Below are 20,686 nucleotides of genomic sequence, written 5' to 3' on the forward strand. Positions count from 1 at the left end.
ATACCGGTCGGGGTGATACCGGCGTAACAATCAGGACCGCGAACCGCGGGGGGAGAGTATGATGTCAGCCAGTCTTTCGACGTTCACCATTGCGCTGCTGCTGCAATCGGCAGCGATGCCGCCCGCGGTACCGCTCTCGGCGGTCGCGCACCCGGAACTCTGGCCAACCGCCAGCGCCCGCCCGCTTCGCGACCCGAAGGTCGAGGCGCGGATCGAGGCGATCCTCAAACGCATGTCGCTCGCGGACAAGGTCGGCCAGTTGATCCAGGTCGACATCGCCAGCATCGACCCGTCCGATCTGCGCACCTACAAGCTCGGTTCGATCCTCAACGGCGGCAATTCGGGCCCCCGCGGCAACGACCTTGCGCCACCCGTAGAATGGCTGAAGCTCGCCGACGAATTCTACGACGCCTCGATGGCGCGCAGCGACGGTCGCCCCGCGATCCCCGTCATCTGGGGGACCGACGCGGTCCACGGCAACAACAACATCCCCGGCGCGACACTCTTCCCGCACAACATCGGCCTCGGCGCGGCGCGCGACCGTGACCTGATGCGCGACATCGGCCACGTCACCGCGATCGAGACCGCCGCCGCCGGGATCGACTGGACCTTCGCGCCGACGCTCGCCGTCGTCCGCGACGATCGCTGGGGCCGCACTTACGAAAGCTATTCCGAAGAACCGACGATCCAGAAGGATTATGCCGGCGCGGTGATCGAGGGCGTGCAGGGCAAGGTCGGCACGAAGGAATTTCTCGCCCCCGACCACGTCATCGCCACGACCAAGCATTTCCTCGGCGACGGCGGCACGGGCGGACGCGACCAGGGTGATGCGCGGATCCCCGAAACCGAACTGCGCGACGTGCATCTCGGCGGCTATCCCGCGGCGATCGAGGCGGGCACGCAATCGGTGATGGCGAGCTTCTCGAGCTGGAACGGCGCGAAGATGCACGGCAACAAGAGTTTGCTGACCGGCGTGCTCAAGGATCGTCTCCACTTCGACGGGTTCGTCGTCGGCGACTGGAACGGCCACGGCCAGGTCGAGGGCTGTTCGAACGAGAGTTGCGCCGCGGCGATCAATGCCGGGCTCGACATGTTCATGTATTCGGGCAGCGGGTGGAAAACGCTCTACGACAACACGCTGAAGCAGGCGCAGACCGGCGAGATTTCCACCGCACGGCTCGACGACGCGGTCCGTCGCATCCTGCGCGTCAAGATCCGCGCGGGCACGTTCGACCGCGGTCGTCCCTCGTCGCGGGCACTGGCGGGCAAGATGGCGCTGATCGGCGCGGCGGATCACCGCGCGATCGCACGCCGCGCGGTCCAGGAGTCGCTCGTGCTGCTCAAGAACGACGGCGGCCTGCTGCCATTGAAGCCTTCCGCCAACATTCTGGTGGCGGGCGGCGGCGCGGACAACATCGCGCAACAGGCGGGTGGCTGGTCGCTGACATGGCAGGGCACCGGCACGACCAACGCCAACTTCCCCCATGCCGAGACGATCTGGTCGGGGATCAGCACCGCGGTCAAGGCCGCGGGCGGCACCGCCGCGCTGTCCGAAGACGGCAGCTATAGCAGGAAGCCCGATGCGGCGATCGTGGTGTTCGGCGAACAGCCCTATGCCGAATTCAAGGGCGACCGCCCCAATCTCGATTACAGTCCCGAGGACAAGTCGGATCTCGAACTGCTGCGCAAGCTGAAGGCAGCGGGCGTGCCGGTGGTCGCGGTGTTCCTGTCGGGGCGGCCGCTGTGGGTGAATGCCGAACTCAACGCCTCGGACGCATTCGTCGCGGCGTTCCTGCCGGGCAGCGAGGGTGGCGGCGTCGCCGACGTGCTGTTCCGCAAGAAAGACGGCGGCATCGCGCACGACTTCCGCGGGAAACTCAGTTTTTCCTGGCCCAAGCGCCCCGACCAGTTCGTCCTCAACCGTTCCGATCCCGGCTACGACCCGCTGTTTCCCTTCGGCTATGGCCTTAGCTACGCCAAGCCCGGGGTCGTGCCCAAGCTCGACGAAACGCGCCCCGCCGGCATGGCCGCGTCGTCGAACGGCACCATCTTCGGCAAGGGACGCGTACCCGAGGGCTGGTCGCTGACGCTGGTCGAGCAAGGGCAGTCGAAGGTCCGCCTGCTCGGCGCAACCGGAGCGACCACTTCCAGGAACCTCACCGCGTCCGCGGTCGATCGTCGACGTCAGGAGGATGCGCGTGCGTTCGTCTGGGCGGGTGGCGCTGCGGACGCGCGGGTCGAGACGTCCGGACCGCTCGACCTGACCCGCGAGAGCAACGGGGAACTGAGCCTGGTCGTCGACGTCCGCGTCGATCGCGCGGGCAGCGCGCCCGTCTCCCTCGGCATGGTCAGCAACGACGGCAAGGTCGTGACCGTCCCGATCACCGGCGCGCTGGCGGCGGGCAAGGCGGGCGCATGGCAACAGGTGATCGTCCCGCTGCAGTGCTTCGCCAAGCGCGGGATCGACATGGCACAGGTCACCGCACCGTTCGTGATCGCGACCGATGGCAAGCTCGCGCTGTCGATCTCCGACGTGAAGATCGATTCGGCACCCGTCCCGATGACCCAGTGCGGCGGATGAGCCGGATCCTGTCGGGCGCAGCGGCCCTGCTGCTGACGACGGCCGCCGCCCCGCCCCCGCCCGTACCGCCGCCCGCCCCGATCCGGATCGGTCAGGCCGGGTTCGAGACCAGCGGCACCAAGATCGCGATCCTCGCGGCGGCCGAAACCGCGCCGCTGGCGTGGACGTTGACCGACGCGCGCGGCAAGATCGTGGCGTCGGGCAAGACGATCCCGTTCGGCCCCGACGGCGCGTCCGGCGAAAGCGTCCACCGGATCGACTTCGGCGCGTTCCGCCGCTCGGGCAACGGCTACCGTCTTCACGTCGGCCCCAAAGCCAGCCATCCGTTCGCCATCAACACTCGTCCGTTCGGGCCGCTCGCACTGACGGCCATGGCGTTCTTCTATCAGCAGCGCAGCGCGGTCCCGATCCTGCCCGACTACGTCGAGCGCCCCGACCTCGCCCGCCCCGCCGGTCATCCGTCCGACACCGCCACCTGTTTCGCCGGACGCGACCAGAAGGGCGTCCAATGGCCCGGGTGCGATTATACGCTCGATGCGACCGGCGGCTGGTATGACGCGGGCGACCACGGCAAATATGTTGTGAACGGCGGCGTCTCGACATGGACGTTGCTCGACCTGCACGAACGGCTTGCCGCGTGGGGCGATGCCACGGCCTTCGCAGATGGCCGCCTTGCGCTACCCGAACGCGGCAATGGCATCGACGATCTGCTCGACGAGGCGCGCGTCGAAGTCGGCTTCCTCCTGTCGATGCAGATCCCCGACGGCACCCGCTTGGCGATCGCGCCGGATGCAGGGCGTCCGGGCAAGCCGATCACGCGGTTCGAGACGATCGATGCTGGCGGCCTCGTCCACACCAAGATCGCCGACGAGACCTGGACCAGGATACCGACCGCGCCCGCCGAGGATCGGCAGACCCGGTTCCTGTACCCGCCATCGACCGCCGCAACGCTCAACATGGTCGGCGTCGCGGCGCACTGCGCGCGGATCTGGCGGACGGTCGATCCGGCTTTCGCCACCCGCTGCCTGACCGCGGCACGACGGGGATGGGCGGCGGCGCTGCGCCATCCCGATCTGCTGACGAGTTCCGACTTCACCGGCAGCGGTGGATATGGCGACCGGGACGTGCGCGACGAATTCAGCTTCGCGGCGGCGCAGCTTTACGCAACGACGCGCGAGCCCGTGTTCCTCGAACGATTGCGCAAGGACGGGATCTTCACCGACCCCGGCACGGATATCAGTTGGGGATCGCTAAAGCTTGCGGGCGCGCTGACACTCGCAACGCTCCCCACGGGGCTGCCCGACACTGACGCCGCGACGCTCCGCAACCGCATCACCACGCTTGCCGACGGGTTCGTCGCCGAGACCGGGCGCAGCGGGTATGGCATCCCGTTCAGCGGCACACGGTATCCCTGGGGCTCGAACAGCACGATCCTCAACCGCGCGATCGTGCTTGGCGTGGCATGGCAGATCGACCGGAAGCCTGCGTACCGCGACGCCGTGGTTGCAAGCCTCGACTACATCCTCGGCCGCAATCCGCTCGATCGGTCCTATGTGACGGGCGTCGGCGTTCGCCCGATGCAGCATCCGCACCACCGGTTCTGGGCGGCCGCGGCGGACGCGCGGTTCCCGGCACCACCCAGCGGTGTCCTGTCGGGTGGGCCCAATTCCGGCGCGGCGAACGATGCCGGTCCGCTGAAGGGCTGTGCGCCGCAAACTTGCTGGGTCGATGACTACCGTGCCTTCACGGTCAACGAGGTGGCGATCAACTGGAACGCCCCCCTCGTCTGGACGGCTGCGTTCGTCGACGCGACGCGCAAATGATAGACCCGGGTCGATGCCGGTGCAGTCAGACGCCACGTCGAATCATGCCATTCCCAGCCCCCTCGACGGATCGTCCTGCGACGGTTTCGTTTTGCACAGTCGTGATTGGAAGGAACGCAGTTGCGCCGGAACGTGGGCGACGTCACATATTCTGCGAATGCTGCAGCGCAGCAATACTTCGCGAGGTTGCCATGTTTTCCTTGATCGCCCTCTACATCCAGTATCGCAAGGCGCAGTCCGCCGACGCTGCAGCGCTCGGGGCGACCGCAAGCAAGAGCGGGCCAGCCAATGACGCAGCCGATATCGGGATTGCGAGAGCCGCGTAAATCCGCGAGAGACCGGGCCGGACAACGGGGTTTACCCCTTCCGTTGCCGACCCTAACGAGCGAGGCTTTTTCCCGTGGTAGCGACCGTCATTACCCCCAGCGGCCCCGGCGCGATGGAAGCAGGCCTCGTGCTCGATGAGGACGGCCAGCGCTTCGTCGTGCTGACGTTCAAGGAACCCAAGGGCGAACCGACGCTGGTCACCTTCACCGTTCCGATCTTCCAGAATTACGTCGAGCACCTCGTCCGCACGGCGAAGGCTGCCGACGAAGAAGCCAATTGGGGCATCCCGGGCTGAGAGTCGCACCGCGAGCGACGATCACCCGTACCTTGGGGATCGCAGCACCGAAGACGCCGTCGCGTTCTTGCGAGAGCGGGCAAAACCGGATTTCGCGCCGGTATCTGGCCTCCATACGGGCTAATTAGGACGATTCAGCGACAAGAACGTGAACTCGTCCCTTGGCACGCCCGCGCATTGCCCATACAGCGGTGGAAATTCACCCGCATCACACCACGAGCTAACGACCATGCAGATTACCGTTCGCGACAACAACGTCGACCAGGCGCTTCGTGCGCTCAAGAAGAAAATGCAACGGGAAGGGATTTTCCGCGAGATGAAGCAGCGCCGTCATTACGAGAAGCCGTCCGAGAAGCGCGCACGTGAGCGGGCTGCTGCCATCGGTCGTGCCCGCAAGGCCGATCGCAAGCGCGCGGAACGCGACGCCTGATTCTCTGGCGGGGTGCGGAACGCCCTCCCCGCCAGTCATCCTGTTTCCGGTGAACCTGACATCAGCGCCGCGCTCCGCGGCGCTGATGTTTTGCGTGTGCGCTAGCGACTCGACGCCAGTCGCATCGTTCCGTCGCTGTGGATCGTGGTGAGGCCGCGATAATCGCGGATCTGCGGATATTCCGTCGGGACGGGATGCGCATGGGTGGCGGTGATCACGACGACCGGTGATCCCGCGGCGCGACCGGCCGCGATCCCTGCTGGTGCGTCCTCGAACACGGCGCACTGCGTCACGTCCTTCCCCAGTCGGCGTGCTGCCTCTATGTAGCAATCGGGGGCGGGCTTGCCGTTGGCGATGTCCTCGGCGGTGATGAACAGGGGCGGCGCGGTCAGACCGGCCGCCGCCAGACGCGCCTCTGCCAGCACGCGGGTGGCCGACGTGACGATCGCCCAGCCGTCTTCCGGCAGACCGGCCACGAATTCGGCCGCCCCCTCGATGGCGCGAACCCCGTCGAGGTCGATCGCCTCCTCGCGCGCGATCCACGCGGCTTCCACGCGCGGATCGATTCCCGGAATGCGGAGCCGGGTGATCGTCTCGATCGTCTGTACCCCGTGAATGGTGGGGAGAATCACGACCGGATCGAGATCATGCGAGCGAAGCCAGCGCGACCAGACGCGCTCGGCGGATTCGATCGAGGTGAGCAGCGTCCCGTCCATGTCGAACAGACAGGCCTGGAACGAACGGTCCGCATAAGGGATAAGCGATTGGGAATACTGATTGGTCATGATGCGTGCGTTTCAGGAAAAGCTCGCCCGATGCAAGAGCGTGCGCGACCGCTGAACACCGGTTCACGATGAACATGTACCCCGTCGTCCGCCAGATCGTCGCCCATCGGCCGTGCTGACATTCGATCTGACAATCCCTCGCTATCTCCCTGAGATCTAAAGCAACCACCGGATCGGCAATCGCTCCGCCACCGCGATGACCGCGTGATCGACGGCCGTCATGCCGGGTTCGCGATCATGCAGGATTATGGTCTCCCCCCGGACTTCGCGCCATTGGAGGCTGTCGCCGTCCGCCAGCACGACTTCATACGCTGCCTCAGGAATGGCCTCGTCAAATGTCTCCGCGATGCGCGCAGCGAGTTCGGGACTGTCGATCACGAAGCCGAGTTCGGTGTTGAGGTCGATGGACCGCGGATCGAGGTTGAACGACCCGATGAACAAGCGCGCACGGTCGACCGCGAAAGTCTTCGCATGGAGCGTCGATGCCCCCGAACGCAGTGCGGCAACGCGTCCCGTGCCCGATCCCCGCAGCGTACTCCCGATCCCGAGCCGACTGCCCTGACGACGCGCCTTGTGATCGGGAAGATCGCGCGCGGTACCGCACAGCTCAAACAGCCGCACCCCCGCCTGCAACAGCGCGGTGCGCGATGGCGCATAGCCCGCGTGAACCAGCGCGACGTCGGTCGCGGCGAAACTGTTGGTGAGCACACGGATCGACACGCCGTCCCGTGCGAGCGCGCAAAGCTGCTCCGTCACCGCGTCGCCGGGAACGAAATAGCCCGCCACCAATAGGAGTTCGCGGTCCGGCGTGCCGATCGCCGCGTCGAGCTTGCCCGCCAGCAACGCCTCGCGCGGCGCTGCGTCCAGTGCCTTGGCCGGATCGTCGCTGATCATCCGCACGGGTGCCCAGGTCAGGCTGAGACTTCCGTCGACCAGGTCGCGGATCAGCGGCAGCGCGCGAAGCCGCTCGACGAACGCCCTCGCCCCCGGGTCGCGCTCGACCAGCGATGCTTTGGTGGTCAACTGGTCGAGCTTGCCGTCGCTGACCCGTGGCAGGATCTGCGCGGCAGGATAGGCCGAGGCGCTGTTCCAGTAACGCTCGAAGTCGCGCTCGATCGCTTCGACGATCGGGCCGATCGCGAGCACGTCGAGATCGGCAAACAGCCCGCCGTCGCCCGCGCCGAAATATTCATCGCCGACGTTCCGTCCCCCGACGATCGTCGCGGCACCGTCGGCGGTGAAGCTCTTGTTGTGCATCCGGCGATTGAGCCGCTTGAAATCGGCGAGGTAGCCGATCGCCTTGGGAAAGCGGATGCGGAACGGGTTGAACAACCGCACCGCGATATTGGGATGCCGATCAAGCGCCGACAACACGGTATCGAGCCCGGCGATGCCATTGTCGTCGAGCAGCAACCGCACCTTCACGCCACGATCGGCAGCCTGATGAACCGCCTCGAGCATCAGCGTCCCCGTACGGTCGCCGTGCCAAATGTAATATTGCAGGTCGAGCGTCCGCTCCGCCTGCCGCGCCAACAGGACGCGCGCGGCAAAGGCATCGTGCGCGTCGGACAGTAGCTGCAAGCCGGTCAGATCGGGGTGCCGCGCCGCCGCTGCCGCCGCCGCCCGGCTCAATGTGGTATCCCGACCGCCCCGCGCCGCTGGCTCTGCTTCCGGCTTGCGGTCCGGCAACCGGCTCAGCAGCCGCAAGCCTCCCGCAAGCGCCGTCGCCCCGGCGAGCGCGATCAGGACAACGCGCGCCATGCCCGCCGTGCGCGGGCGCTCAGCTTTTGGCGTTGCCATGCCCGTCCTTCGGCGCGCTGTCGTCACCGTCCACCGACCCGGGCGCAAGGCCAAGCCGCTGCTCGGTCAGGATGCTCCATCCGGTAAGGAACAGCGCACCAACGATCGGCCCGACGACGATGCCGCTCAAACCGACCAACTCGATCCCACCCAGCGTCGTGACCAGCACGAGCCAGTCGGGGATCCCCGTATCGCGGCCCACCAGGATCGGGCGCAGGATGTTGTCGGCAACCCCGATCACGACGACGCCCGACGCCACCACGACCGCGGCTTGCCAGAGGGCGCCGGTGGCAAACAGATAGATTGCGACCGGTCCCCAGATGATCGCCGGCCCAACCGCCGGGAGCAGCGCGGCGATCGCCATCAACACGCCCCACAGCAATGCGGCGGGCAGCCCGACGATCCAGAACGTCACCGCCCCCAACGCACCCTGCACCAGCGCCACGACGACCGACCCCTTGATCGTCGCGCGCGCGACCGTCACGAACTTGTCGGCCAGCCGCACCGCCGCATCATGCTCGATCGGGCACGCGCGGATGATCGCCGGCCCGAGTCGCTCGCCGTCGCGCAGCAGGAAGAAGGTGACGTACAGACCGACGCCGAACGCCAGCAGGAACGCCGCGGCATTCGCGCCGATCGAGAAGGCGCGGCTCGCCAGCATGCTGGCGCTGTTGCTGATCGCTTCCGAAATCTGCGCCTGAGCGCGTTCGAAGCTGCCGAACCCGCTGCTGTCGAGCAATTGCTGCAAGCGGCCCGGCAACGCGTCATGGATCTGTTCGAAATAGGACGCGAAGTTGATCTGCCCCGACCGGATCTGGCTGTACACGCCAGCTGCCTGGTCCACGACCATGCTGCCGACAATCAGCGCCGGGATGACCACCGCGACCGTGATGATCAGCAACGTCACCAACGCCGCGCGATTACGCCGGTCCGGCCAGCGCGCGAGCAGGCGCTGGAACAGCGGCTGGAACAGGATCGCCGCCAGCGCCGACCACAGCAATGCGCCGAGGAAGGTGTTGACGACCAGCCCCAGTCCGATCGTGATCAGGACGACGAAGAGGATGAGCCCGCCGTTTTCCAGGCGCTGCCGTTCGATAGCGATAGTCTGATCCTTTGACTTCATGCGTTTCGGTACGGCCCCGCGCCGTAATCACTCATATTCGTTGCGGGGGTGCAACTCTCAAGTGCCCGGATAGCTCCCTACGAAACGCTCATCCGTATGGCGGATGGTCGCGCAAGCGCGCCCGCCCGCCGCGTTCTGCCCGAACCGCCTGCCGCAATCAGCGCGCGGCGTCGAACCGCACACGGACAGCGCGCCCATCGTACTGGACGACTTTCGCCGCCGCGGGCACCGTGGTCGCGCTCCCGGAGCGGTCCATCACGATCACCTTCAGGCTCCGCTGGCGCACCATGCCGGAGAAAGTCCCGCGCCGCGCGCCGACCGTCAACGTCCGCCCCGCATCGTCCCAGCGCAGATCATACCGCGCCGACTGACCCTTCTCGTAAGCATAGGTCTCGTTATCGTCCTCGTAGAGCGTAAATGCGCCGTCCGCTCCGGGATAGACGCGAATCTCATAGGGCGCATCCGGTCGCTCGGTCGCATATTGCAGCACCGGCCCCATCGGGACGATCGACCCTGCGCGGACATACAGCGGGATCACATCGAGCGGGGCCGCGCGCGCGACGGTCTCGCCACCACGGAAGCGCTGGTTCGTCCAGAAATCATACCAGTCGCTCCCGCGCGGCAAATACGTCCGCATCGTCAGGTCGCGCGGCGCGCTCATGGCGACGGCATCCCGCTTCAGCTCGCTCGGGGTGCGCCAGACGAAGCGGAACACCCGCCCGCCTTCCGGGTGGAAGAACTCGAGCCGTACCGGCAGCCGCTCGCCCTTCCGGAGCGTATGCCGCACCACCTGGGTGCGGGTCGCGCTGCGGTTCCAGTCGTCGATCGCCGGCTTGCCGCCCAGGAACATGCGCATCCCGTCGTTGCCTGTCAGGCCGATCTCATATTCGCCATCCTCGGGCGCGACCAGCTCCCCCTGCCAGCGCGCGGAGAAGTGGCTGAGCGACGTCAGGCCCAGCGGAAGTTCGGCGAGCGGCGGATCGGGCCAAGTGTGATCGATCTTCGCATCGGCCACGGTGCCCGCCGGTTTCTCGAAATTCTCGCCGGCGAAATACTGCACGGTCAGCCCGGGCTTGCCGTCGGCGGTGCGGAGGGTCTCGGTCGGCACCACGGTCGCCCCGGACGGCAGGATGTTATACATCGCCCGCGTCACCGGGTGGACTAGCAACGACGACCCGAACATGAAGCTGTCGTCGATACTGCGCACTGCCGGATCGTCCGGGAAATCCATCGGCAACGCGCGCATCAGCGTGTACCCGTCGGACGTCACCTTTGCGCTCAAGCTGTAGATATAGGGCAGCAGCCGATAGCGCAGGTTCACACTGTCGAGCAGCGTCTTGTACACCGCCGGATCGAGCGTCTTGAAGATATACGGCTCGCGTTCGACGTTGGTGCCGTGGACCCGCATGATCGGGTTGAACGTCGCATATTGGAACCAGCGCGCGAACAGCTCGCGCCAAGCCGGGTTCTTCTCGCCGCCGGGAAAATCGCTGACGAAGAAGCCACCGGTATCCTGCGTCCAATAAGGGTTGCCCGTGATCGTGACGTTGACGCCGCCCGACACCTGCTGCGCGAACGTCTTCCAGCTCGCGTAGATGTCGCCGGACCAGGACACCGCCCCCGTACGCTGCGCGCCCGCCCAGGCCGAGCGCGTCAGCGTGAACACGCGCTTGTCGCTGGTCGCGCGCTCGCCGTCATAGGTGCCTTGCGTCGTCAGCAACGAATAGGGGTTCAGATACCGTGTGAAATCACCCATCGCATTGCTGCCGAGCGCCTTGGTATCACGCACATTGTCGACCGGGTTCCACATCGCGGAGCTGACCTCGACCTCGGTCCCGTCCATCCACAGCGCGTCGACGCCTTTGTCGAGCAGGCCGGACTTGATGTACTTGAAATAGATCCCGCGCGCCTTGGCGCTGTACGCATCATAGACGCGCGCCTGTTTGGAGATCCAGTGGAGCGGCGCGAACCGCAGGTTGGACTGGTCGAGTTCCTTAGCCAGCGGCGTGTCGTTGCCGACCGACGGCCAGATCGACACCATCAACTTCATGTGCAGGTCGTGGATTTCGCGGCTCATGCCCGCCGGGTCGGGATAGCGCTTCGGGTCCCAGATCATCCCGGACCAGCTGCCGTCCTTGTCGCTGCCCCAATATTGCCAGTCCTGCACGATGTAATCGAGCGGAAACTGCTCCTTGCGGAAGGTCCGTGCGACCTCGACGAGGCGATCCTGCGTCGGGTAACGCTCCTTGCTCATGAACAGCCCGAACGCCTGTTTGGGGAACATCGGCGCTTCGCCGGTCAGCCAGCGATAGGCCTTGACCACCCCGTCCATCGTGTCGCCGGCCATGAAGTAATAATCCACCCCGCCCGGCGCGCTTTCCGCCCACAGCCGTGCGCCATCGGCATCGTCCTTGAAGCGCATCTGCGAATAGGTGTCCCACAGCACCCCGTACCGCTCGGTCGAGACCATTACGGGGATGATGATGCCGACATTGGTCTGGACGAGCAGCAGATCCTTGCCGCGCCGGTTCACCGCATCGTCGCTGGTGAAGCCGAAGCCGTAAATGCCCTCGTCGGGCTTCAGCGTGAAGCGGTTCTCCACTTCATAGGTCGACGCGTCGGAAATGACGCGCTTGTCGATCGACTGCGGAGCATCGCGCTTTTCTTGCGTGAGCAACCGGCCGGACGGATCGTAATAGCTGACCGCCCCCGTGCGCGTGTCGATCGAGACACGCAGTTTCGCGCCTGACAGTTCCAGCGTGCCGGCGGTTTCGCGGACCGTGAACGGCACTGCATCGGGTTCGCGGATCACGACCAGGCTGCGCTGCGTCCAGTAGGATTGCCCGAGATTGGCATTCACCCGCACCACGCCGGGGGCATAGAAGATCACCGATTTGGTCACGCCACCGAGCGTGAACTGCACCCCGTTGCGCAGCCGCTGGAAGTGGAACGCCGCGTCCGCTGCGGGGGCTGCCGTCCGCATATGCCCGAGCGGGTCGAGACCGGTCGGCGGCGTAGGCGACTGCGCGAGCGTCGGACTTGCCGTCAGAATGGCGGCGGCGGCGGTCGCCATCCAGCGAGCTTTCATGCGACTTTCCCCTTTGTGCGACGTCTTCAACGGTCGAACCGCCAGTAATCCACATCGACCAGCGACGGTGCATCGCCGCCCCGGAAGACCAGATACAGGTCATGAACCCCGCGCGCACCGGACACTGCAACGCTCGCCTCGCGCCACTGCCCCGCCGCTCCGCCCGCGCCGACCGGCATCGTCCCGATCACCGCGCCATCGACCCGGTCGAGCCGTAGTTCGATCTTCGCGTCGGGCGCGCCATTGGCATAACCGGCGCGAAACGCCTTCGCGCCGCTCGCGCCGAAATCGACCCCTGCCACCTTGATGTAGCTGCGATCAGCGGTGCGCGTGACGTAGACCCGCCCACGATCATCCTGCGCGGTAGTGACCCCCGGCACCCAGGTGAATGGGCGGTCACGGTCGCGCTTGATCCGCGACGTCCACGCGATCGTTTCCGCCTCGACCCGGGCATAGGGATCGAGCGTCCCGATCTGCGGTGCGCTTGCCTTGTCCCACCAGCCGAGGTTGGGGATCGTGCCGTCCGCATTGTAGGTGAACTTGGCGACCGATACCGATCGGCGCTCATGATGGATCGGGGTCAGCGCGAAATTGAGTTCATAGCTGAACCCGAACACATAGGAGCCGCCCTTATAGTCGATGATTCCCGGATGATTGCCCGTCGCACGGGTATCGTGGTTCATGATCGGGCCCTTGTAGGTCCACGGTCCGGTCGGCTTCTCGCTCATCGCATAGCCGATCCCCTCCGAGCAGCAGGTCGAGGCGAACGCCATGTAGTACCGGCCGTTGCGTTCGTAGAACCACGGCCCCTCCTGATAGTCGGTGATCCGCGGCTGCACCTTCGTGATCGGGCCTGAATAAGACACCATGTCGCGGTTGAGCTTGACGTACCACAGGTCCGGATTGCCCCAGTAGAGATAGGCTTGCCCGTCTTTGTCGATCCACACGGTCGGATCGATATAGCCCTCCCCCGGCGCGATCAGCGGCTTGCCGAGGACGTCGCGGAACGGCCCGGCAGGCGTATCGGCAACCGCCACCGCGATGACGTTCTTGGGTGATCCCGCGACGCTGATCGGCGTGTAGAGATAGAATTTCCCGTCACGCGCGACCACCTGCGGCGCCCAAGCGTCGTTGCTCTGGACCGCCCAGGGAAAGGTCTTGAGCGAGGCGACCACGCCCCGATCGGTCCAGTTGGCCATGTCGGTCGAACTGTACAGCCGCCAGTCGAGCATCTTGAAGCCATCGGCGTCGTCCTCGTCGTGGCTGGTGTAGAGATAGACGACGCCGTCATGCACCAGCGGCGCGGGATCGGCGGTGAAGCGCGTCTGGATGATCGGTGCGTCGGCGTACGCAGGCGCGATGACCGCAGCCGCCGCCAGCAGCGCAGGCGCGGATAATTGACGAAAGGATCGCATGTGAGGTCCAACTCCTGGTAAAGCGTGGCTCAGGGTGTGATCGTGACGATCACGCGTTCGTATCGGCTGAGCGGCGGATCGCCCTTGTCGGTGACACGGACGATGAAATGCGCCTCGCGCGGTTCGGTGACGGTCGGGGCGGTGAAATCGACAGTATGGATATTGGCGGCGATCCCGTTTGCGATTCCCGTCTGCCAATGACCGATCTCGGCATAGTGGAACCACTGGAAGCTCAGGCTGTCGCCGTCAGGATCGGTGCTGTCGCGCGCGCTCAGCACGAAGCGTTCGCCCGACTTGACCGTCAGCCGGTTGGGGTGGGCCAGGTGAACGACCGGCGCATGGTTGGCCTGCGCGAACGGTCGGGTCGTCCACGCCATGCGGGCGGCGAAATCGTTCTGGAAATCGTCGCGCCACCGCCAGATCCCGGCGCGGAAATCCTTGATCTGCCGCTCGCCGGGACCGTCCGTTCGGCCATAGGCGCGCGCGACCTGCGGCGTGTACGTGTCGATCGCGTTGGCCCAGATCGGTCGCGTTTCCGGCACGATGGTCACCCCGCTGAAACCGCTCGGGTCGGTGGTGGCGACCGGCGGGGTATAGAGTTCATACCGACCGCCCCACCCGCCCCAGTCGGGATGTTCCGGGTCGCTCAACCCGTTGGGGATCAGCGACAGATACGCGGGCGTATCTCCCTCCATGCCGTAGGACACGTCGGGATAGAGTGCGCCGAGCGGTCCATGCCCTTGCTGGATGTTGTCGCGCAGCCACGCGTTGCTGATCGTCCTATTGTCCGCCCCGTCGATCAGCGTGTGGATCCCGGTCCAGGTGCCCGCGCCATATCCGCCGGGGCTGACGATGTAGAACAAATCGGGGAAACTCTTGCGGATCCACGCACCGGCGTCGTCCTGATCGGAGATGGTGTAGACCCGCAGCTTGGCGACCAGCCGCCGGGCGATGTCGGGCGATCGCGTCTCACGGATCGCGTGAAGCGCCTGCGCCAGCGTGTTCGCACCGCCCCATACCGAGATCCACAGCGGTCGCGGATCGGGCCGCTCGAGCGCCTCGACGATCAGCCGCGATCCCGGCGTGTCCTTGCCAGCGCCGACCGTTGCCATGCCATAGCCCGGCTGCCCGTCGCGGACGAGCGACCGCAGACGATCGGGGGTCGGGAAACCGGCCTCATGCTTCAGCAGATTGGGATGCACCTGCGCATAGCCCTGGATGATTCGGCGGATCGAATCGGGATGGATCGCGGTCCTCATGTGAACCGACGTGGTCGCGATCAGCCCTTCGAGATCGATCTCGCTGGCGTAGAGAAACAGCCGGATGAAGGACTGCGTGTCATCGGGGTCGGCTTCGATGTCGCTCAGGACGATCATCCGCTGTTTCACGGCTGGCGCGGCGAGCGGGACTGCGGCGGCGGCATTGCCCTTAACATGGGTAGAAGGCGAAGCGACGAGCGCGCAACACGCCAGCACGATCGACACAGTTCGCATCCTACCCCCCGTCCCAAATACCCGTCTTCGGGTCTTGAACGGCAGCGTAGCCGACCAGATATATTAGTCCTACTAGATTATGCCTGCCGGCAAACGCCGGTGTGCCCGCGCCGCGCGCAATGGCTGCATAATATGGCGTCAAAATCGACCGAAACTGCGGCTTTCAGGCTGAAAACGTCAGCTGAAACGACGCGATCGGACGCAATTGTGCTGCATTATGCAGCTGTTTCAGCCGTTCGACTTGAGCGAGCGACGCCGTCATCACCGCGGCGGGCGCGAGACGGTCGGCACGGTGCAGTGCAACAACCGTCGCATCGTCAAGCGCCGCCAGCTGCTCCTCGTCCAGCCCATAAAGCCCGGTAATCGCATGTTCGTGGCCATCCGCATGCCGCAGCACCAGCGACAGGGGCCGTATCACGCGGAGTTGCGCATAAGCGTCGATCAACGCCTGTGCGGCAGCAACGTCTGCGATCACCGCGCCAAGCGCTTCCCGGATGGACGTCAGAAACGGCGTCGCTGATTGGTCAGCCGCAAACAGCGGTTCGCCGCGCAAACTTAAGGCTAGGTCTGCTTCATCCAGGCCAATGCCTTCCAATCCCTCGGGATCTATCCGGAACGCGGTCAGCGACGCAGCACGCGGAAGGTAGGTCGATTGCATCCCGCCCTGCTGCCAGAACAGGTTGCGCTGCTCGATGAGACCGAACAGCGCGACCAGGTTGAACCGGCCGGTTTGCCCATCCTTGACGAGAAACAGCGGCATGTCCGCCGCCGCCAACGCGATTTCCGACAGCCCGATCTGCACGAACTGCCGAGCCGCCGCGCCGGCCATCGTATCGACGCAAACAGCATGGTGCCGTGCAGCATCGAGCGGGACGATCCGGCTCATACCGCCTGCAACCCATGCTCACGGATCGCACGCAGCAAACTGCGGTGACTCGGCATCTGCGCCACCGCATCCCCCCGCATCCGCTCGATCCGCCCGACCCAACGGCGCGCTAAGACCGCGTCTGGGGATGACGCCGCAACTGTCGGATATTGCGTCTCAAATCCCATACCGTGGAGGACATATTGGTAGCTCGGCCAGGAGAACACCTCGCGCGCATGAGCAAAATCCTGCGGCGCCGGGGGATGCTGCCGCCACAGGTCGAGGCGCTCCTTCAGCGCATCCGGGATCGACTCCGGTGCGGCATTATCCCGCCAGAAGGCGGTATCAGTGCGCTTGGTGATCGCATAATGCAGCTTGAGGAACTCGATGATCCGTTCCCAATGGTGGCGGAAGGATTCGTTGAACTGACGGGCCGCAGTGTCCATTGCGCCGCGCGTGCGTGGCAGGCGATCGGCGATCGCGTCCATCGACGCCTCGACCAGCATCAGCGCGGACGCTTCCAGTGGTTCCAGAAAGCCCGCCGATAAGCCCACGGCAACACAGTTGTTTTGCCAGAACCGCTCACGATGCCCCGCCTCGATCGAGATACGCCGCGTCGAAAGGTGCTCGGCCTGCGGTCCCACGTAAGCGCGCAACGCAGCCTCGGCAGCATCGTCGTCGATATGCGCGCTGCTATAGACATAGCCCGTGCCGCGGCGTGCCCACAGACCGATATCCCAGATCCACCCGGCATCCGACGCGGTCGATACGGTATGGCTGGTGATCGGCGTATTCTCATCGGGATACGGCACCTGCATCGCAATCGCGCGGTCCGCGAAGAGGATGTCATTGCACCGCCGGAAGGGCACACCGTACACCTTCCCGATCAGGCGTGCTGCGAACCCAGTGCAATCAATGAACAAATCCCCGGCGACGCTGCCGCCGTCGGCCAGGTCAAGCGAAGCGATGTCGCCATTGTCGGCCATCACCACGTCCGTCACATCACCGATGATATGCTCGACGCCGAGCCGACCCACTGCGTGTTCGCGCAGCAACGTCGCGAATTTGCCCGCATCGAGATGATAAGCGTAATTGGCGACCCCGCCATATTCAGGCGCGGTGATCGTCTTCGGGGCAAGACCGGCGTCGCACAGCGCCTGCTGGAAATCGACCCAGTCGGCGAAATCGCGGTCCGGTGATTCCGCAACAAACGCCTGCCAATGCGGCGACAGGTTCAGGTCGGCTGCACCCGCGGGAGGATTGAGCGGATGGTAATAGGCATCGCGCGCCGATCCGTCCTTCCAGCCGACGAACCGAGCGCCCTGCTTGAACGCTGCATCGCACGATCGCAGGAATTCGGTCTCGCCGATGCCGATCTTGGCAAGCGTGTTGCGCATCGTCGGCCACGTTCCCTCGCCAACGCCGATCGTCGGCACGGTGGCGGATTCGACCAGCTTGACGACGATATCGTCCGATCCGCGCGCGCCCTTCGCGGCGAGCCTGGCAGCCGCAATCCAGCCGGCAGATCCCCCGCCGACGACCACGATCGTCCGGATTATGTCGGATTTGGTTCCGGTTTGCTGCTTTTGCATGCGCTCTCCCTGATCGCCCCTATCGCGCAAAACGGGCCCTGCGAATAGACCTTGATATATCGGACAAATGAAATAAACCGGCTTCAGGAAATCCGTACAGATGATGCGGAACGAGTAGAAAAGGGGGAGAGGATATATGTCGGACTTTTCGCAGACGCAGTCATTCAATCGGCGTATTGTCGGCCTGATGGGCAGCACCGCAGTGGCCGCTGTCGTGATGCTGGCAGCCGCCATGCCGGCGCAGGCGCAGACGCAGGCCCCGACTCAGGCACAGCCACCGTCACAGGCCGGGATCCCCGCGGATACCGCCGGTGCTGATACGTCTGTTCCGCCGTCGCTGGCGCAGGATGCCGCGTCACCTGACATCGTCATCACCGGCATCCGCGGCAGCCTCGCGTCGTCGGCTGCACAGAAGCGCAACGCGTCGGGCATCCTCGATGCGATCTCGTCCGAAGATCTCGGCAAGTTCCCCGACGCGAACGTCGCTGAATCGCTCCAGCGCATTCCTGGCGTCGCGATCGATCGCAGCAGCGGCGAAGGCCAGTCGGTCACCGTCCGCGGGCTCGGGCCGGCGTTCAACACCGTGCTGTTCAACGGCCGCAGCTTCGCCTCGGACAATTACAGCCGCGCCTTCTCGTTCGATCTCATCCCCGCCGAACTGATCAGCGGCGCACAGGTCTACAAGAGCTCGCAGGCCCCGCTCCAGGGCGGCGGCATCGGCGCGACGATCAACGTCCAGACCCCGCGCCCGCTTGATCTCAAGAAGTTCAAGGGCGTGTTCAGCGCCAAGGGCCTGTACGAAAAGAACAGCGAGAAATTCACGCCGCAGCTGTTCGGCCTGCTCAGCGACACGTTCGCCGACGGCCGGATCGGGCTGCTCGCGTCGCTGTCCTATCAGAAGCGCATTGCGTCGATCGATTCGATTTCGAACGACGGCTACATCCCCAACACGTCGGTCGGCCCCAACAACGCGCCGCTGTTCACCAACGTCTACGCGCCGCGGAACCAGAACATCACCAACACCGTCGATCGCCGCACGCGGCTCGGCGCGACGCTGGTCGGGCAATATGCCCCGACCGACACGCTGACGTTGACCGTCGACGGCTTGTACAACCGCTTCAAGAGCGACCAGAGCGGCCACGGCCTCGGCAGCTGGTTCGAGCCTTCCAACTACACGGCGGCAACGATCGACGCCAATCGGTCGATCACCGGGCTGAGCACCAACGGCAACGCGGATTTCATCGCCTCGGGCAGCGTGCGTGAGACGACGACATACGAATTCGGCGGCAACGTCGAATGGAAGCCCAGCGACACCGTCAAGGTCGTGCTCGATGCGACGCAATCGCGTGCGAAGAACTCGGGCGGCGGCAAATCCTATTTCGCGGTGATCGGAACCCCGACGCCGTACAGCTTCACGGCGGCAGAAGGCGGCGGGATCCCCTCGACCTTCGGCTATGCATCGGGGGCGCTGTCCGATCCCACGCTTGGGAAAACCCACATCGCCGGCGTCAGCGGCAATGACGTGACCGAGAAGGTCACCGAATATCGCCTCAACACCGAATGGAAAGCCGATTCGGGCGCGCTCAAGGTGCTCCGGTTCGGCCTGATGCGGACATCGCGCGACAAGCAGAACGTGCCGATCACGTCCGATCCGAACGTCGGCTGCGTCTATTGCGGTTATTCGACCTTCGCCGATTCCTCGCTGCTCTCGCCATTCTCCATCGGATCGTTCGGCTCGAGCCAGTTGCCGACGTCGTTCCTTACCTTTGATCCACGTGCTTATCTGAACTTCCTCACCAGCCCGGCCGCCACAGCTGCACTGGACCAGGCGCGCGGGAATGCGCCGGGAACGACGGCTGCGCTCTATGCTGCCTCGAACGGCTATGCCGCGACGGCGCAGCCTTCGACGCGGGTCCGAGAGACGGTCTACGCAGGCTATGCCGACGTCGACTTCGAGGGGACGCTTGGCGGCGTTCCGTGGTTCGTCAACGTCGGTGCGCGTTACGAGCACACAGAGTTGCGGTCGTTCGGGCAGCAATTGCAGTTGACGGACCTGCTGCCGGTGGCGGGCGATCCCACCATCTACAACGGTGTCTTTGCCAACAACCGTCAGACGGTCTCGGTCGACAAGGAATCGACCTACAACACGTTCCTGCCGAACCTGAACGTCCGAGTGAACATCGCGCCCAAGTTCCAGGCCCGCTTCGCCGCCTACAAGTCGCTGACGCGTCCTGCGATCGGTGATCTCGCGCCGAACCTCAACTATGATACGCTGCGTCCGGCGACGCTGACTGCAAGCGGGGGCAACCCTGAACTCAAGCCCTATCGCGCGACCAATTTCGATCTGTCGTTCGAATATTATCCGACGCGGACGACGACGCTGTCGGCGGCGGTGTTCTACAAGAGCATCGACGATTTCATCGTTCAGACCTTCGCACCGGAAAACTTCACGATCGCCAATTCTGGCAACTTACCCGTCGGCGGCCTGATCACCGGGCTGAACACCGCGCGGTTCAGCGTACGGCGGCCGCGCAATGCGGAGTCGCTCGATATCCGCGGGCTCGAACTCAACCTCGTCCATACGCTCGACTGGGCACCGGGCATCCTCAGCGGGTTCGGCGTGCAGGCGAACGCCACGTTCGTCAGCACCAATCGGAGCTTCGACGTGACGCAAGTCGGCCAGTCCTTCGCTGCGGAGGGGATCGGCAACTCACAGAACGGGACGGTCTTCTATGAGAAGTACGGTGTCTCGGCGCGCATCGCCTATAACCGGCGCGAGCGGTTCCTGCAGACGCTCGCGGGCGGCCCTGGCAACGAACCCGTCTTCGTTCGGAACTACGGCCAGTTCGACGGAAGTGCGGCCTATACCGTGACCAAGAACGCGCAGGTGTTCATCGAGGGCACCAACCTGTTCAACGCCAAGTACATCACGACGGGTCGGTTCGATAACCAGTTGCTCGGCTATCAGAACTTCGGGCCGCGCTATGACATCGGCTTCCGGTTGAACTTCTAAACGGGCAACGATCACGGCTTCCGGTGCGCAACCGCGTATCGGAAGCCGCGATCGTT

14 protein-coding genes are annotated in these 20,686 nt (G+C 65.1%); 6 read left to right on the top strand and 8 right to left on the bottom strand.

The features are described from left to right. The first annotated feature begins 61 nt into the window (after positions 1-61). From AC3WJR_RS07995 to rpsU, 5 genes are all read left to right on the top strand, one after another. Positions 62-2,581: a glycoside hydrolase family 3 protein gene (locus AC3WJR_RS07995; RefSeq protein ID WP_492723741.1), complete on the top strand. Its 2,520-nt coding sequence runs from the start codon at positions 62-64 to the stop codon at positions 2,579-2,581. Then, positions 2,578-4,404 (top strand): glycoside hydrolase family 9 protein, encoded by a 1,827-nt coding sequence (locus tag AC3WJR_RS08000; protein ID WP_492723742.1) that lies wholly within the window; start codon positions 2,578-2,580, stop codon positions 4,402-4,404. The genes AC3WJR_RS07995 and AC3WJR_RS08000 overlap by 4 nt, the downstream gene beginning before the upstream one ends. 191 nt (positions 4,405-4,595) lie before the next feature. After that, complete coding sequence (locus AC3WJR_RS08005; RefSeq protein WP_492723744.1) at positions 4,596-4,730, top strand: hypothetical protein; 135 nt, start codon at positions 4,596-4,598, stop codon at positions 4,728-4,730. 74 nt (positions 4,731-4,804) lie between these two features. Further along, on the top strand, positions 4,805-5,026 hold the full coding sequence (locus tag AC3WJR_RS08010; RefSeq protein ID WP_354282514.1) for a hypothetical protein: 222 nt from the start codon (positions 4,805-4,807) through the stop codon (positions 5,024-5,026). 229 nt (positions 5,027-5,255) lie between these two features. Next, the gene (gene rpsU, locus AC3WJR_RS08015) at positions 5,256-5,456 is read left to right on the top strand and encodes a 30S ribosomal protein S21 (RefSeq protein ID WP_354282516.1); all 201 of its coding nucleotides are present in this window, start codon (positions 5,256-5,258) and stop codon (positions 5,454-5,456) included. A 101-nt stretch (positions 5,457-5,557) separates the two neighbouring features. Here rpsU and AC3WJR_RS08020 read toward each other — a convergent pair whose 3' ends face one another. The 8 genes from AC3WJR_RS08020 to AC3WJR_RS08055 all read right to left on the bottom strand — a co-directional run bounded on the left by AC3WJR_RS08020 (position 5,558) and on the right by AC3WJR_RS08055 (position 17,617). Continuing rightward, positions 5,558-6,241 (bottom strand): HAD-IA family hydrolase, encoded by a 684-nt coding sequence (locus AC3WJR_RS08020; RefSeq protein WP_492723747.1) that lies wholly within the window; start codon positions 6,239-6,241, stop codon positions 5,558-5,560. Positions 6,242-6,397: 156 nt separating this feature from the next. After that, positions 6,398-8,041: a phospholipase D family protein gene (locus AC3WJR_RS08025; protein WP_492723749.1), complete on the bottom strand. Its 1,644-nt coding sequence runs from the start codon at positions 8,039-8,041 to the stop codon at positions 6,398-6,400. Continuing rightward, positions 8,022-9,164 (bottom strand): AI-2E family transporter, encoded by a 1,143-nt coding sequence (locus tag AC3WJR_RS08030; protein WP_492723751.1) that lies wholly within the window; start codon positions 9,162-9,164, stop codon positions 8,022-8,024. Before AC3WJR_RS08030 ends, AC3WJR_RS08025 begins: the two co-directional genes overlap by 20 nt. A 157-nt stretch (positions 9,165-9,321) precedes the next feature. Continuing rightward, positions 9,322-12,252, bottom strand: a complete 2,931-nt coding sequence (locus AC3WJR_RS08035) for a TIM-barrel domain-containing protein (RefSeq protein WP_492723754.1) — start codon at positions 12,250-12,252, stop codon at positions 9,322-9,324. A 26-nt stretch (positions 12,253-12,278) separates the two neighbouring features. Further along, entirely contained in the window at positions 12,279-13,667 is a 1,389-nt protein-coding gene (locus AC3WJR_RS08040; RefSeq protein WP_492723756.1) for a glycoside hydrolase family 43 protein, read from the bottom strand. A gap of 29 nt (positions 13,668-13,696) precedes the next feature. Next, positions 13,697-15,160, bottom strand: coding sequence for a DUF1593 domain-containing protein (locus tag AC3WJR_RS08045; RefSeq protein WP_492723758.1), 1,464 nt, complete (start codon positions 15,158-15,160; stop codon positions 13,697-13,699). A 163-nt stretch (positions 15,161-15,323) separates the two neighbouring features. After that, the gene (locus tag AC3WJR_RS08050; RefSeq protein WP_492723760.1) at positions 15,324-16,046 is read right to left on the bottom strand and encodes a SapC family protein; all 723 of its coding nucleotides are present in this window, start codon (positions 16,044-16,046) and stop codon (positions 15,324-15,326) included. Continuing rightward, the gene (locus AC3WJR_RS08055; RefSeq protein WP_492723762.1) at positions 16,043-17,617 is read right to left on the bottom strand and encodes a tryptophan halogenase family protein; all 1,575 of its coding nucleotides are present in this window, start codon (positions 17,615-17,617) and stop codon (positions 16,043-16,045) included. The genes AC3WJR_RS08050 and AC3WJR_RS08055 overlap by 4 nt, the downstream gene beginning before the upstream one ends. Positions 17,618-17,753: 136 nt before the next feature. Between AC3WJR_RS08055 and AC3WJR_RS08060 the strand changes: the two genes are divergently transcribed. Next, positions 17,754-20,630 (top strand): TonB-dependent receptor, encoded by a 2,877-nt coding sequence (locus tag AC3WJR_RS08060; RefSeq protein ID WP_492723765.1) that lies wholly within the window; start codon positions 17,754-17,756, stop codon positions 20,628-20,630. The last annotated feature ends 56 nt before the right edge of the window (positions 20,631-20,686 follow it).

The organism is Sphingomonas sp. FW306-05-A (genome assembly GCF_058782275.1).

Coding starts and splice junctions, on each gene's coding strand:
- AC3WJR_RS08055 (WP_492723762.1), bottom strand. CDS start 17,617: ATGCAAAAGCAGCAAACCGGAACCAAATCCGACATAATCCGGACGATC.
- AC3WJR_RS08020 (WP_492723747.1), bottom strand. CDS start 6,241: ATGACCAATCAGTATTCCCAATCGCTTATCCCTTATGCGGACCGTTCG.
- AC3WJR_RS08005 (WP_492723744.1), top strand. CDS start 4,596: ATGTTTTCCTTGATCGCCCTCTACATCCAGTATCGCAAGGCGCAGTCC.
- AC3WJR_RS08040 (WP_492723756.1), bottom strand. CDS start 13,667: ATGCGATCCTTTCGTCAATTATCCGCGCCTGCGCTGCTGGCGGCGGCT.
- AC3WJR_RS08000 (WP_492723742.1), top strand. CDS start 2,578: ATGAGCCGGATCCTGTCGGGCGCAGCGGCCCTGCTGCTGACGACGGCC.
- rpsU (WP_354282516.1), top strand. CDS start 5,256: ATGCAGATTACCGTTCGCGACAACAACGTCGACCAGGCGCTTCGTGCG.
- AC3WJR_RS08050 (WP_492723760.1), bottom strand. CDS start 16,046: ATGAGCCGGATCGTCCCGCTCGATGCTGCACGGCACCATGCTGTTTGC.
- AC3WJR_RS08035 (WP_492723754.1), bottom strand. CDS start 12,252: ATGAAAGCTCGCTGGATGGCGACCGCCGCCGCCGCCATTCTGACGGCA.
- AC3WJR_RS08045 (WP_492723758.1), bottom strand. CDS start 15,160: ATGCGAACTGTGTCGATCGTGCTGGCGTGTTGCGCGCTCGTCGCTTCG.
- AC3WJR_RS07995 (WP_492723741.1), top strand. CDS start 62: ATGTCAGCCAGTCTTTCGACGTTCACCATTGCGCTGCTGCTGCAATCG.
- AC3WJR_RS08030 (WP_492723751.1), bottom strand. CDS start 9,164: ATGAAGTCAAAGGATCAGACTATCGCTATCGAACGGCAGCGCCTGGAA.
- AC3WJR_RS08025 (WP_492723749.1), bottom strand. CDS start 8,041: ATGGCAACGCCAAAAGCTGAGCGCCCGCGCACGGCGGGCATGGCGCGC.
- AC3WJR_RS08060 (WP_492723765.1), top strand. CDS start 17,754: ATGTCGGACTTTTCGCAGACGCAGTCATTCAATCGGCGTATTGTCGGC.